The following is a 14,766-nucleotide window of genomic DNA, read 5'->3' as shown; positions in this document are numbered from 1 at the left end:
CAATGCCCAAGCAAAATGGTAAGTAGCAGTGGTAATATGTTTTTATGGCTGCTCTAATCCTTACTATTGATGAACAAACTATTGGATGAAACGCTGTCAATCAAAATTGCTGAACGGATAGACAGCAAGGCTAGCACTCCGTTTGATAATGCTTACAAAGCAGCATTATCCACTGAGGGAGCAAGATACATTCAGGGATTTTTGGCTTTTACTGGGAAGCCATATAGACCGATTGAACACAGTTGGATTGAGCTAGGCGACGCCTCCGATGTCCGCATTATCGATCCGACATTACCGCACCTGAACAAAAACCCCGAAGAACTCTGGTATTTTGCAGCACAAAGGCTGACCGTTAAAAAACTGAAAGCCATCATTGAAGAATCAAAAGAAGATTATCCAGAAGATGAACCATTGCCAATCTATGGTGATCCACCTTATGAATATTACGGTGATATAATGCTGGGTGGTCAAGACTATTTAGCAGCATATCAAGCCGCAGAGGCGAAGTGCAAAGAAATCAACGAACTTAACCCTGAAAGAAATTAAAAAAAGTAAATTAAATAATTTGTAATTACGAATTACGAATTACGTTAGCGCAGCGTTAGCGACGCAGGAGCGTCATTACGAATTATTTAATAGGATTTGCCATCGCTGCCAAAGTATTCCCTATAGCCACAAATCTTGTCTCCACGGACATCAAAGGAAACTGCTACCCGATTTTTATAAAGCTGTCCAAACAAAAGTCCCTCATCTCGAAACTCAAAGACAGCTGTCGTTTCATTACTAGTAACACGGTCTAAACCAGTCAGGTTCAAACCAGGATTGAAGGATTCAAAAACGTACTCGAAGAATTCTCTAGCTCGCTCTTTTCCCACATTTGAACCGTGGAATTTTCCCATTGGAAACCAAAGGGTAAAATCTTCTGTAAGCATATCTAATAATGCTTCCCACTCTCCTGTCGCCATACCATGCGTAAGATGCTCAAATGCCTGTCGAGCAACTTTTAAAGTATTTTCTGAATCTTGTGTCATTCTCACCCCTGACTGGATATAAATTAATACCGTATTACTTAAAACTTCACCACAACTTTGCCACAATTCTGACCACTGAGGAGATATTGTACAGCGTCGGGTATTGATTCTATGCCTTGAAACTGGGTTGGGTCAACGGCAACTGTGAGTTTTTCTGTGTAGAACAGGTTTAAAAGGCGATCGCGTGCCTCTGTCATATATTCTTTATAATGTGACATGAGAAAGCCTCTCACAGAAGCTGCTTTCCAAAATAACTGGTGATAAAGGCGTGGCTGTGTAATTTGTTCAGCACTATTTACGTATTCGGAGATGAAACCAACTACTACTAATCGTCCCCGCACCGCCAAGTTTTCAACACAGGTATCAAAAACCTGTTTGCCTACACAGTCGAAAATTAAATTAATCCCATTGGGGTATTCTTGCTTGAGAACTTGATTGAGATTTTCTGTGCGATAGTTGATAATGCGATCGCACCCTAATTCTCTTAGTAACTTTGCCTTTGCTTCAGAGCTACAAGTACCAATGACATGATTACCAGCTAGCTTTGCCAATTGCACCGCAATATGACCAGTTCCTCCTGCTGCTGCTGTCACTAAAACCACTTCATTACTTTTCATTTCCCCTACTTGTTCCAGTGCAACCAAAGCTGATACACCTGTAGGCATTAGTGTTAACAATTCTGGCGTTGCTTCCCGCACCTTCACCGCTAAGTTTGCATCGATAACCTGATATTCTCTATAGCCGCCACCTCGCCAAGTCGTTACTACAGCATCACCTATTTGGAAATCTTTGACATTTTCACCCATCGCGATAACTGTCCCTACAGCTTCCACACCTAAATCAAAGGGAGGAATTAAGTTAATATAGGGAACATCACCATGACAAAGTAAGGTGTCAAAGCCACCGTTAACGCCAGCAAATTTGTTTTGAATTACAAGTTCACTAGCAGCGGGTTGGTAAATAGGAACTTCGACAATTTCAACGGCAGATTTAAAATCTTGATTAAGTTGCTTTGCTCTTAACTTTCTGTAAGTTTTTGAATTCATTTACCAATCTTATTTAAGAAATACAAATGCAGGGTGCGTTATGCTTTCAGCTAACGCACTATCAACTATCTAAGGTGCATGGTGCATTACACTAATTTATAAAGCTTTATCCCACTCTAACTGATGAGCTAAACCATACTTAATAAAATCTTCTACTTTAGCTTTATCACTTTTACCAAAAACGCCTAAACTGTAAGGATTATCTTGCATCCGTTGTGTGACTTGCTCTTTCTCAAATTGGATAACTTCATCTCTAGATTTATCCGGTTTAAAAAAGTCTACAACCAAAACAGTTCTGTCATAGTTGGTGTAATTATGCGGGCAGTGAGGATAGCTATGATCTAAAACTAGGAATTTTCCTTCATGCCAATAAAGCTGCTCATGGCATATTTTCATAGCCACATCTCCCTCTGGCACAATTAATCCTAAATAGCCACGATTCATGTGAGGGTTATAGTTTACATGCAGCTTGATATCCAAGCCTGGACGGAATGTACCAAAATACACATTTCTGATGATCTCATCATCAATCAAGTTCACATTTTTTATGACATTAGCTAAATTAGGAAAATATTTCTCTCTTAATATAAGTGCTTTTTGTGATGCATCATCTGACCCATAATCAGGATATTGTATTTGATATGCTTTAATATATTGTTCAATAAACATACCTTGAAATAAAATACCAAAAGCACTATATTTTGCATCACCTTTGGTTCTAATCGTTTGACTTTTCGGCCCCAAAATATCATAAGCTAATTTTAACTCGTCATCAGATGCATCCTTAATAAAAGATGTAAACTCATCTCTAATAACTTGCCAGTTATCTTCAAAACTTTTCAGAAAAGTAAATTCTTTTGGGTCTATATGATACTCATTAAAACTTTCCATTGTCTTTTCTCCTGAAGGTGATTTCATAAAAAACCGTTATATAATTATGGGATTTGGTTTTCGTCTCGATTCAATGTTGGAATTCCTAACTAAACTCATTTTAGTGTGAGGTCTACTATGTCTGAAACTCCCGTATTAGATCAAATTATCAAAAATGTGCGGGTAGTTCGTCCCCATCAGGATGCAATCGAACTACTTGATTTAGGAATTAAGGATGGAAAATTTGCTCAGATTGCCCCTAATATTAGCCCAGACACAGGCAAAGAGGTATTTGATGGCAAAAATTTACTGGGCTTTCCTGGGGTCGTAGATGCCCACATGCACATCGGTATCTATCAATCTCTCGACAAAGATGCTGTAACTGAAACCAAAGCAGCCGCAATGGGAGGCGTGACTACCAGCTTAAATTATATCCGTACAGGGCAGTATTACCTTAACAAAGGCGGCTCCTACCGCGATTTTTTTCCAGAGGTGTTGGCTTTATCCGCAGGTAATTTTTTTGTAGATTACAGCTATCACATCGCACCTATAGCTAGCCAGCATATTGACGAAATACCTCTATTGTTTGAAGAACACGGTGTATCTTCGTTTAAAATCTTCATGTTTTATGGCGGTTATGGCTTGCATGGTTTGTCAGACCAGCAAAACCTCTTTTTGATGATTAATAAAGAGGAACGGTATGATTTCGCCCATTTTGAATTTATTATGCGTGGTCTAACTCGCTTGATGGAAAAACATCCAGAAGCGCGAGATACTATCAGCTTGAGTTTGCACTGCGAAGTTGCAGAAATTCTAAATGCTTATACCAAAATAGTTGAAAATGACTCTAGTCTGAGCGGATTACACGCTTACAGTGCAGCGCGTCCACCTCATTCTGAAGGTTTAGCAATTTGTATTGCTTCTTATTTAGCAAACGAGACTAACTGTGCAAATATCAATTTGTTGCATCTAAGTTCGCGTAAAGCAATGGAAGCAGCTTTGACTATGCAAACTGCTTTTCCTCATATCAATTTTCGGCGAGAAGTTACTGTTGGACATTTGTTATTAGATGTCGATACTCCTAATACAATTTGGGCAAAAGTCAACCCTCCTATTCGTCCCCGTGCCGATGTGGAATATTTATGGCAAGCAGTACTCAACAATCAAGTAGATTGGATAGTTAGCGACCATGCTTGCTGTTCTGCTGAACAAAAAAGAAGTGCTAAAGACCCGAATAATATTTGGTTAGCAAAGTCTGGTTTTGGCGGTACAGAATATTTACTTTCTGGTGTTTTTAGTGAAGGTAGTAAGTGGGGAATGTCTTACAACCAGATGGCTAAATTGCTATCTTGGAACCCATCCCGACGCTTTGGTTTGTTAGAAAAAGGCGATATTTCCATTGGTTATGATGCTGATTTGGTACTGGTAGACCCAAATGAAAGCTTTGTGGTACGTGCGGCTGAGTCAGAGTCACAACAAGGTTATACACCTTTTGAAGGAGTGGAATTAAGTGGAAGGGTGAAGAGTACTTTTCTGCGCGGAAACTTGATTTACAACAATGGAAAAGTTCTAGGTTCACCTATTGGGCGCTATTTAAAAAGACCTTCTAGAATGTCTATATAGAAACCTTGCTGTTTACAAACTATGTGTTTATTAGTGTGGATATGACAAAACTGTTGAAACTTGTGATAAATCCCTATCAACTCGGATAAGGAATAAGCAACCATCATCTGTTCTGTGCCAAGGAGAGGTCATAAAACTAGGACCATAAGCAAAATAATTTTTTACAAATCGGTGGTCTCCAATATCACAGTATCCAGCTAGGCAATACCCTTCCTCGTTATAACATTGAATCATTGGGGACTTGCCATCATAATGTGGCAAGATAGCAAGCAGCCAGACTCCACCCCCGTTATTATCCTTCCTTAGCCACTTCTTATTTGCTTGTACAAATTGAACTGTTTCTGTATTGCCCCACGGTAGCAATTTGCTATCCAATGCTGGGATGAAGTCACGCAGTCTAGCATCTGGATGATCGTTTAGCGTATATTTATACTTGAGAGAACCGTTTTCCATCCAGAGGATTTCTGCTTCCTCATCACCTAGCACTTTCCAAGGGCCTACTCTCACTCCTGCGGGGATAAAGGAGTAGCCATGCTTGGTTAACTGCCACTCTCCCACTTGGATTGCGCCCCTAAGCACGAAAATCTCCAAATCAGAAGTAAAGAAGCCAGACGGTGCTTCAAACTGCCGTGGTATTACAACTCTTGAGGTTGATGCACCACTGTCATGCCAAGTAAGTAATCGACGGCTTCCAGCTACTACATTCTCTGGCATTCCACTAACTCGCCAACGGTGTTCTTCTGCTACGGCATTTGTATCAAAAAATTGGTACTGGCGAGGTACATACTCTTTGGAGATGGCTGTACGCCTTCCTGATAGGTTCATGCGCCCTCTTCCATCTCCACCCCAATCCTCTTTTATAGATGCTAAATGCAAAAAATCATCAGTTTGATTTTCTTCTGCAAAATTAAAATTTATATTCTCTTCGCTCACGACTTCACATTCTCCTGTTTATATGCCAATACGCTTGGGTTAAGGGCTAATTGTACAAAATTGTGGGTTTTCGAGATGCGATAAATCGCCGTCTCTACAAGTGTTTTGGTCTTATCTGAACTGTATTGGTTTATATGCTTCTCATTAGGCATTTAATTTTATTTGTTAATTCAGCAAATTACCTTTTTTGTGCTATGGTTTGTAGCCATTCAATCAGTGGTCTTAAGGTTCCTGGTAATGCTGACTCACTGACAGTCACCGTATGCTGCTTACCGTTATCTTCCACTGTTAACTTATACTGAAAGCGATCGCTCTGGGGATTTGGCGAGGTAATTAGTTCAGGTAGCCTAAATAAATCTGCAACTTCCACCAGTCGGGGAAGTGTCGCTGCTTCATGTGGTGGGAGAGTATCTGTATCAACAGTTGTCTTTTTGCTAATTCCGGCAAAGCCACCTGTGCGTTCAAATGATACTCGCATTTTTTTGCTCTCCGTTGTGTTATTCAGTTGGGATAAATACAAATACTGGGAGATGATAGTTATCACCTCCCACTTTAGCAACAACAAACAATAGATTTATCAGTCGTGAGTGTTGAGTGAAGGAGTGGAAGGTATTGACCATTTATTCCTAACTCCTCACTCAACACTCCTAACCCCTAGAGAACTCCTACCTTTTGCCAAGCGTTCTGTACAGCTTTTTGCTCATGACTGTCATTACCGTAGAGTTCGCCAGCAACTTGAATGGTGACGTTGGCAGCTTTTTTAAAATCTGCTTTGGCACGTAAGCGATCGCGCAAAGCTATGTACCATATTTTACCAGCTTTTTCCCAAGCATAGCCACCAATCTCAACAGCCGCTAGATAAAAGGCATGGTTAGGGATTCCTGAGTTGATATGCACCCCAGCATTATCTTCAGCACCAGTATATTTATCTTTCATGTGACCTGGTTGGGGATCTTTACCCAGTACTGGGTCATTGTATGCTGTTCCTGGTGCTTTCATGGAACGGAGGGCAACACCTTTGACAGTCGGTACTAAAAGACCTTCGCCAATTAGCCAATCTGCCTCTTGTGCAGTCTGATTTTTAGTCTTTTGTTTCACCAGACAACCAAATACATCAGAAAACGATTCATTCAGTGCCCCTGGTTCTCCATAATACTGTAAACCTGCTTCATACTGAGTTATCCCATGAGCTAACTCATGTCCAATCACATCAATCGACTTTGTGAAGCGCTGAAACATTTCTCCGTCGCCATCACCATAAACCATTTGGTCGCCGTTCCAAAAGGCGTTGTCATACTTGACGCCATAATGCACGGTGGAGTCTAAACGTAGTCCTTTGTCGTCAATGGAATTGCGATCGAATATCTCATAAAACAAGTCATAAGTAGCACCAGCAGCATCATAGGCTTCATTCACTGCTACGTCGCTGCTTGGTGGTTCTCCTTCACCTCGTACCAATGTACCAGGAAGTTGCTGGCCATTTTTTGCATCGTAGATGGTGCGGCGCTTTTCACCCGGAGAAGGTGCAAATGATACAGTACCTATGACATCTCTCCGTCCGCGAAACTGTGCTGAAGCATTTAATGTATGAAAAGCCCAACTCCGTTGCTGGGGGTTGCCATTTACCACGACATTTTCCAACATGTGGGGCGGGATAATACAACAAATCGGGCATCTAGAGTAAAGTGGATGCTCATAGTTAAACCCGGCTGATTTCTTTTTATTTCGAGCCATCCAAGATATTCTCCTTTTGAAACTAGGTGATGGCAAACAGTGGATTTAACTCCACTTTTGAAACGAGCAGAAAAACGAATCCAAATCCTGTGCCCCTGGTTTTTTTTGAATAAAATTTTCTACTCTGTATTTTCAGATAGGTCTGCGGAGGATTGATAGTACCCTCATGGGTACTTCTGATGTGAAAATATTGCATAAAAACACAAGGCAAGCTTATATACCGCAAATTTCAGCCCAAATCCTTGCGTGAGTTAGCAAAACCTCCTTTACAGACCTAATGCGTTTATATATTAGTTCTTCTTAAGAAAGATCATGTTATTTATTACTGTTTTGTTACTATCAAGCTCTTAATGCTATAAATACCCACTTGGAGCCAAATTAAAGCATCCAAAACCTCAATTTTTCACAGCCAGCCACCAAACACTGCCAGTCCATAATATTTCCAAGGTACTGCAACTGTCTTAAATCCAGCTTTGCTCAACATTTGTACATGAGCATCCAGGGTAGCTAGCTGATCTTGACTGGAGTAACCTTGAGTGCTGCTAGCGCCAAGCTTGGCGCGAATCTCTGTTAAACTAGTTCCCTGTTCAACTGACCATTCCTCTCGTGCCGCCTTGTAAGCTTCTACTAAGGCTGGTGATTCTGGTAAAGTGGGGTCTGCATTCCAAAAATAGCCGTCTTGAGTCAGGCTAGTAGCAATTCGCTCAAATAACTTGAATTTCATCTCATCTTGGAGATGGTGGATTGCCAAGGATGAGACACAGGCATCAAATTCACTACCAATATCTAATTTCTCTGGATTATTTGCCCAGTCACCAAAATCTGCTTGTATACCAGTCCAACGTTTTTGATGTCCAGCTGCTGTGATTTTCTCTTGGGCAAATTGCAGCATTCGAGGTGAATAATCTAAGGCAATTACTTGGGCATCTGGAAAGTGGTTGAGTATCTTGAGACTAAGTTCACCAGTACCGCAGCCTAATTCTAAAATACGCCGACTTGTGGAAGGTAGACAACGGGTAATTACCTCCAACATTTCATCATATCTGGGTAACAGTTGGCGAATACCAATGTCAAAATCAGCAGTGTTGGCGAATACCTCTCCGGGAAATAACTGTTGCATGGGTATTGGAATAAATAGACACACTTCTCCATATTAATCATCCATCATTACCGAGGTACGCGCTACATCGATAGAAACAAGTTCTTGTATTAAAAAATATTCACTCAATATACTTTTGGCAGAATACATACATCACATTTTATGTTATGTGCAAGAAAATTATCTCTTAAATTGAAGCTGAAATCCCATGATTTTAAAGGAAAAAGCCAATTTAACTCTTTTTTAAGATTTGTAAAGATAAAAATGTTCATATATTGAGTTAAACTGATGTGTGTGATTAGTAACTCTGATAAATTAAAATTCTTGGTTTTAAAAAGTTACTGACGTTGGTATATTCAATACTGAACAGAAAGTTAACTAAATCAAACTAGAAGTCCACTGGCACTCTGAGTAAAACAGAGTGTAGAAAGTTTAGCGATAAAAGGTTCGAGACTAATGCTAAAAAACAGCGAACTGAAGGTTAATCAGGGCTGTAATCTTAAATGGAAGCCCGGAGATCAACTGTTTATCCAGTTTTCTCTGTTAGAAATTTTGCGAATTAAAACAGTTGTAAAACCTCTATATCTATAGGTAGATATAGCAGAGTTGATCGTGAAGCTAATCTGCATTCAGGTTAATTTTCTACGATTCTATGCTGGAGTTAATCTAAATTAGGGTTAACTTGCTCAATTCAGGTCAACAATCCCAAAAGAGCCTAAGCGTTATGGCAATAAGTTTTTAAGGGGACTAGTTGATTAGTCTTGAGGCGACCTCGAATCAGAGGATAGCTGACAAAATTTAGACAAATAACGATGTTATTTAGTGGCATCGCTCGCTAATAATAATAAGCTTTTCTAGTAAAAGCTTGCTTTAGAATGCCTAAATTTTTCGGCGTTTATGAGCACAATTTGTTATTGCCATACATCAGGGTCAATCTCAAATATCGCCTTAATTATCACAAATTTTTCACTTCTATCAAGGTCAACAATAATGAGTAATGTTCAAGCATCGTTTGAAGCAACAGAAGCAGAATTTCGCGTGGAAGGTTACGAAAAAATTGAGTTTAGTCTTGTGTATGTGAACGGTGCATTTGATATCAATAACAGAGAAATTGCAGACAGCTATGCAAAATTAGGACGCTGTTTGACAGTGATTGATGCCAATGTCAATAGACTATATGGGAAGCAGATCAAGTCATATTTTAGACACTATGACATTGATCTGACTGTAGTTCCCATTGTCATTACTGAGCCGACTAAAACCCTTGCAACCTTTGAAAAAATTGTTGATGCTTTTTCTGATTTTGGCTTAATCCGCAAGGAACCGGTGTTAGTAGTGGGTGGTGGTTTAACCACTGATGTAGCTGGCTTTGCGTGTGCTTCTTACCGTCGCAAGAGCAACTACATTCGTATTCCTACCACACTGATTGGTTTAATTGATGCTGGTGTGGCGATTAAGGTTGCAGTCAACCATCGCAAGTTAAAAAATCGTTTGGGTGCATATCATGCTCCTTTGAAAGTGATCCTCGATTTCTCCTTTTTGCAAACATTACCAACGGCTCAAGTTCGTAATGGCATGGCAGAATTAATCAAAATTGCTGTTGTTGCAAACTCGGAAGTCTTTGAATTGCTGGATGAATATGGCGAAGAGTTGCTGCGTACTCACTTTGGACATGTGAATGGCACAAGTGAACTGAAAGCGATCGCACACAAACTCAATTACGAGGCAATTAAAACTATGCTGGAGTTGGAAACTCCTAATTTGCATGAGTTAGACCTCGATCGCGTCATCGCCTACGGTCACACTTGGAGTCCTACCCTAGAATTAGCCCCGATGGTACCGCTATTCCACGGTCATGCAGTGAATATAGACATGGCTTTATCTGCAACCATTGCAGCAAGACGTGGTTACATTACAACTGGAGAACGCGATCGCATTTTGAGCTTGATGAGTCGTATCGGTTTATCAATCGATCATCCTTTACTAGATAGCGATTTGCTCTGGTATGCAACCCAATCTATCAGCTTGACGCGAGATGGTAAACAACGCGCAGCTATGCCCAAACCCATTGGTGAATGCTTCTTTGTTAACGATTTCACCCGTGAAGAACTAGATGCAGCCTTAGCTGAACACAAACGTCTGTGTGCTACATACCCTCGTGGCGGAGATGGGATTGACGCTTACATCGAGACTCAAGAAGAATCCAAACTATTGGGAGTGTGAAAACATGACCAGTATTTTAGGACGAGATACCGCTAGACCAATTACGCCACACAGCATCCTCGTAGCACAGCTACAGAAAACTCTCCGAATAGCAGAAGAGAGCAATATTCCTTTAGAGATATTGACATCTCTGCGCCAAGGTTTGCAATTAGCAGCAGGTTTAGATCCCTATCTGGATGATTGCACTACTCCCGAATCGGCCGCATTGACAGCACTAGCGCAAAAGACCAGCAAAGAAGACTGGAGTAAACGCTTTAGTGATGGTGAAACGGTGCGTCAACTAGAGCAGGAAATGCTCTCAGGACATCTTGAAGGACAAACACTAAAGATGTTTGTGCATATTGCCAAAGCCAAACGCATTCTGGAAGTGGGAATGTTTACAGGATATTCGGCTTTGGCGATGGCAGAAGCGTTACCAGATGATGGGAGACTCATTGCTTGTGAGGTAGACTCTTATGTGGCTGAATTTGCTCAAACTTGTTTTCAGGAGTCTCCCCACGGCGACAAGATTGTTGTAGAAGTAGCACCTGCATTAGAGACATTGCACAAGTTGGCGGCTAAAGAAGAATCATTTGATCTGATCTTCATTGATGCCGATAAAAAGGAGTATGTAGAATACTTCCAAATTATCTTGGATAGCCATTTACTGGCTCCCGACGGTTTAATCTGCGTCGATAATACGTTGTTACAGGGACAAGTTTACTTACCATCCGAACAGCGTACTGCTAATGGTGAAGCGATCGCTAAATTCAACCGCATTGTTGCCGCAGATCCTCGTGTAGAGCAAGTTCTGTTACCCATACGAGATGGTATAACCCTGATTAGACGCTTGGTGTAACAGGCGCTATCAATTCAAAGCATCACAAAAAGGCGACTCTATAGCGGTTCTTGTTTGGATGCAATATCCGGTAGGGGTGCATATCTGTGCGCCCCTACAAAAGACCGCATTCCACGCAAAGGAAAGACTTATGGCTCAATCAATCTCCTTATCACTCCCTGAATCCACAACGCCCTCAACGGGTATAAGACTAAAAATAGTAGCTCTATTCAAGACTCTGGGAACTCTAACATTACTGCTGATAGCTTTACCTCTCAACGCTTTGATCGTATTGCTATCTCTGCTGTGGAGCATTCTATTTACAAAAAAACCTGCCGTTGCAGCCCATCCTCAGACTATCTTGGTGAGTGGCGGCAAAATGACTAAAGCATTGCAACTTGCTCGCTCATTCCATGCCGCCGGACACAGAGTTATTCTGGTTGAAGGTCACAAATACTGGTTATCTGGGCATAGATTCTCAAATGCTGTGAGTCATTTTTATACAGTTCCAGCACCACAAGATGACCCAGAAGGCTACATACAGGCGCTATTGGAAATCGTCAAAAAAGAAAAGGTTGACATTTATGTGCCCGTATGCAGTCCTGTGGCTAGTTATTACGACTCTTTAGCAAAACCTTCACTGTCAGCATACTGTGAGGTTTTTCACTTCGATGCTGAGATAACCAAGATGCTGGATGATAAATTTGCCTTTACCGATCAGGCGCGATCGCTTGGTTTATCTGTTCCCAAATCTTTTAAAATTACCGATCCTGAACAAGTTATCAACTTTGATTTTAGTAAAGAAACGCGCAAATATATTATTAAAAGTATTTCTTACGACTCGGTTCGTCGCTTAAATTTAACCAAACTCCCTTGTGATACCCCAGAAGAGACAGCAGCCTTTGTCAAGAGTTTACCCATCAGCCCAGAAAAACCTTGGATTATGCAAGAGTTTATTCCTGGGAAAGAATTATGCACCCATAGCACAGTTCGGGATGGTGAATTAAGGTTGCATTGCTGCTCAGATTCTTCTGCGTTTCAGATTAACTATGAAAATGTCGAAAATCCCCAAATTCGGGAATGGGTGCAACATTTCGTCAAAAGTTTGGGATTGACTGGACAAGTCTCTTTCGACTTTATCCAAGCTGAAGATGGTACAGCCTACGCCATTGAATGTAATCCCCGCACCCATTCGGCGATCACAATGTTTTACAATCACCCAGGTGTTGCAGAAGCCTATTTTGGGAAAACTCCCCTAGCTACACCCCTAGAACCTTTAGCTGATAGCAAGCCCACTTATTGGATATATCACGAAATCTGGCGACTGACTGGGATTCGCTCTGGAAAACAATTGCAAACTTGGTTTGGGAGGTTAGTACGAGGTACAGATGCTATTTATCAAATAAATGATCCAATACCATTTTTAACTTTGCACCATTGGCAGATTACTTTACTTTTGCTACAAAACCTGCAACAACTCAAAGGCTGGGTAAAAATTGACTTCAATATCGGTAAACTCGTGGAATTAGGCGGAGACTAAGTAATTCGTAATTCGTAATTCGTAATTATGATGTCCGCCAAATTACCCATAATAAACAGTTTGTAGTGGGGACTTCAGTCCCCAAAGACAGGACTAAAGTCCTTATTACGAACAAGCCCATTTTGACCAATGAATTCTGAACTCTGTTGTATTACTTGCCCAACGTTTCATTGATAGCGGTTATTAATAAATCATTTAGAGGGATTCCTGCTGCTTTCGCCATAGAAGAAATCACACTTTTGGGAGCAAAAGAACAATACAATCCGGCTTCTAAAAACCAAGGTTGTCCCTTTGGGTCGATGCGGAAATCAAATAAACTGTAGTGGCGACAACCTAAAGCCTGATGACACTTCTTAGCCACTTCTTGAACCTTTTGGGTAATTGGATCGCTAGAGTCTACAATCCAAGACTTAATATTATCTTTAGCAGCAAAATGCAAATCGCCATCGTCCGTTTGTTGCAGTTTATCAACATAGTTGCGGATAGGTTTATCGTGAGGGTCTACCAGATACTCTTCAAGGGGTAAACCGATTAGCTCCCCGTCTTTGGCAAGAATACCGCATCTGACTTCTCGACCAAGTTCGATAAACTCTTCTACGATTACCTCCGAAGCATATTCAAATGCTTTTTTCAGAGCAGCATCATATTCAGTAACCTCTTTGACTAAAGTCACTCCTAAAGAGTTGTCCGAACTTACAGGTTTAATGACTACTGGAGGTGTAATTGTCGTAATATCTCCTTGGCGGAGCAGTTCTCCACGAGGCACTTTCACCCCTGCGGCTTCGACAATTGCTTTGGCTCTGGCTTTGTGGGCTGCGATCGCCATGATATCTGGAGTATTCCCTATGTAAGGAATGTTGAGCAGATCGAATAGGGCGCGATACTGAGTCATTCCAGGAATACAAAACATTTGTGGTAACATAATGTCAATGTTTTGCACTGTTAGAAACTGTATAGCATCAAACAGAGGAATCGGCTTAGTGAGAGCAATATCTTCTCGACTAAGGGAGTCAGGAAATCGCCACTGGCGATCAGGTGTGATGTATGCAATTTGAAAGTTATAAAGTGATTTATCTGCTATTGCTGCTAAACAGTCTTGGGCATAAAGGCGTGATAAATCACAGTAAAAATCGTTGTGTGCAGACCCAACTAAATGAAGGATATTAAGTACTGGCATAATTCATCTTCCTGAGTAATTTTTAATGGTTATTCAATGCTGGAGAAAATATTGCACTTCTCTTATTATCATATAGTTAATATGGCTGAAAAAATTTGTCATGCAAGTTTTTTATTTGGTAGTTTTAAACAACAGTTAATTGAAAAAAATTGTTAAATTATTACTGTTTTTAGTTTCTAAAATTGAGATCAAAAATAACTCTCAATCACACCATAAAATATTTAGATGCCATTTATAATGTCAACCTTAAATCGTAGGGTACACACACAAGTCGAAAAAAGCTCGATTTTTTCATTGTTCTCTTGTTCCCATGCTCTGCATCTGACTTTTCACGTTATGTGGAAAAATCCACGAAAAACCTAACCCCCTTCCCGATGCGGGAAAGGGGAAATTCAAAGTCTCTCTCCTTTTAGAAGAGAGATTTAGAGAGAGGTTTTCCAGATGCCGTGAAAAGTCAGGCTCTGCATAGGAATGGCTTACTAGAGGCTAAAGATTGAGTCAGAGGCTCAATGAATGCATTCCCAAGCTTCGCTTGAGAACGAAGTACCTACAAGTTGAAAATCTAGTGCTATGGCAATACGGTTCGGTTAAGGCTTTTTGATGAAAATTTTAGATCACAAAGACGCGATGAATCGCCGTCTCTACAAAAGACCGATTATTGTAGAGACGGCGA

General features: G+C 40.7%; 13 protein-coding genes. 5 read left to right on the top strand and 8 right to left on the bottom strand.

The annotated features are described in order from the left end of the window. Window positions 1-69: 69 nt before the first annotated feature. Window positions 70-546: a hypothetical protein gene (locus ABF638_RS07225; RefSeq protein WP_435021492.1), complete on the top strand. Its 477-nt coding sequence runs from the start codon at window positions 70-72 to the stop codon at window positions 544-546. 86 nt (window positions 547-632) lie between these two features. On the opposite strand, the gene ABF638_RS07220 is transcribed toward ABF638_RS07225, so the two are convergent. From ABF638_RS07220 to ABF638_RS07210, 3 genes are all read right to left on the bottom strand, one after another. Further along, window positions 633-1,031, bottom strand: a complete 399-nt coding sequence (locus ABF638_RS07220; protein ID WP_435021490.1) for a nuclear transport factor 2 family protein — start codon at window positions 1,029-1,031, stop codon at window positions 633-635. 38 nt (window positions 1,032-1,069) lie between these two features. After that, window positions 1,070-2,077 carry a zinc-binding dehydrogenase gene (locus ABF638_RS07215; RefSeq protein ID WP_435021488.1) on the bottom strand — a complete coding sequence of 336 codons (1,008 nt, stop codon included), beginning with the start codon at window positions 2,075-2,077 and terminating at the stop codon, window positions 1,070-1,072. A 96-nt stretch (window positions 2,078-2,173) separates the two neighbouring features. Beyond that, window positions 2,174-2,968, bottom strand: coding sequence for an aspartyl/asparaginyl beta-hydroxylase domain-containing protein (locus ABF638_RS07210; RefSeq protein WP_435021566.1), 795 nt, complete (start codon window positions 2,966-2,968; stop codon window positions 2,174-2,176). A 117-nt stretch (window positions 2,969-3,085) separates the two neighbouring features. Here ABF638_RS07210 and ABF638_RS07205 point away from each other — a divergent pair, with 117 nt between their 5' ends. Then, window positions 3,086-4,570: an amidohydrolase family protein gene (locus tag ABF638_RS07205; protein ID WP_435021486.1), complete on the top strand. Its 1,485-nt coding sequence runs from the start codon at window positions 3,086-3,088 to the stop codon at window positions 4,568-4,570. A 30-nt stretch (window positions 4,571-4,600) separates the two neighbouring features. On the opposite strand, the gene ABF638_RS07200 is transcribed toward ABF638_RS07205, so the two are convergent. The 4 genes from ABF638_RS07200 to ABF638_RS07185 all read right to left on the bottom strand — a co-directional run bounded on the left by ABF638_RS07200 (window position 4,601) and on the right by ABF638_RS07185 (window position 8,357). Beyond that, window positions 4,601-5,503: a DUF4437 domain-containing protein gene (locus ABF638_RS07200; RefSeq protein ID WP_435021484.1), complete on the bottom strand. Its 903-nt coding sequence runs from the start codon at window positions 5,501-5,503 to the stop codon at window positions 4,601-4,603. Between the two features lie 178 nt (window positions 5,504-5,681). Further along, entirely contained in the window at window positions 5,682-5,981 is a 300-nt protein-coding gene (locus ABF638_RS07195; RefSeq protein WP_181928858.1) for a protealysin inhibitor emfourin, read from the bottom strand. Window positions 5,982-6,157: 176 nt separating this feature from the next. Continuing rightward, on the bottom strand, window positions 6,158-7,237 hold the full coding sequence (locus ABF638_RS07190; protein ID WP_435021482.1) for a M4 family metallopeptidase: 1,080 nt from the start codon (window positions 7,235-7,237) through the stop codon (window positions 6,158-6,160). A gap of 403 nt (window positions 7,238-7,640) precedes the next feature. Beyond that, complete coding sequence (locus ABF638_RS07185; protein WP_435021480.1) at window positions 7,641-8,357, bottom strand: methyltransferase domain-containing protein; 717 nt, start codon at window positions 8,355-8,357, stop codon at window positions 7,641-7,643. 969 nt (window positions 8,358-9,326) lie between these two features. On the opposite strand from ABF638_RS07185, the gene ABF638_RS07180 reads away from it, so the two are divergent. From ABF638_RS07180 to ABF638_RS07170, 3 genes are all read left to right on the top strand, one after another. Next, the gene (locus tag ABF638_RS07180; protein ID WP_435021478.1) at window positions 9,327-10,559 is read left to right on the top strand and encodes a sedoheptulose 7-phosphate cyclase; all 1,233 of its coding nucleotides are present in this window, start codon (window positions 9,327-9,329) and stop codon (window positions 10,557-10,559) included. Between the two features lie 4 nt (window positions 10,560-10,563). Beyond that, window positions 10,564-11,397, top strand: a complete 834-nt coding sequence (locus tag ABF638_RS07175) for an O-methyltransferase (protein ID WP_435021476.1) — start codon at window positions 10,564-10,566, stop codon at window positions 11,395-11,397. 130 nt (window positions 11,398-11,527) lie between these two features. Further along, complete coding sequence (locus ABF638_RS07170) at window positions 11,528-12,916, top strand: ATP-grasp domain-containing protein (RefSeq protein ID WP_435021474.1); 1,389 nt, start codon at window positions 11,528-11,530, stop codon at window positions 12,914-12,916. A 151-nt stretch (window positions 12,917-13,067) separates the two neighbouring features. Here ABF638_RS07170 and ABF638_RS07165 read toward each other — a convergent pair whose 3' ends face one another. After that, the gene (locus ABF638_RS07165; RefSeq protein WP_435021472.1) at window positions 13,068-14,093 is read right to left on the bottom strand and encodes a D-alanine--D-alanine ligase family protein; all 1,026 of its coding nucleotides are present in this window, start codon (window positions 14,091-14,093) and stop codon (window positions 13,068-13,070) included. Window positions 14,094-14,766 lie beyond the last annotated feature (673 nt).

The sequence above is a fragment of the Nostoc sp. CALU 1950 genome (genome assembly GCF_051172895.1).
Classification (GTDB): Bacteria; Cyanobacteriota; Cyanobacteriia; order Cyanobacteriales; family Nostocaceae; genus Nostoc; species Nostoc edaphicum_A.
Note: the sequence above shows the minus strand (reverse complement) of the source record. Positions and strands in the feature narration are given on the sequence as shown.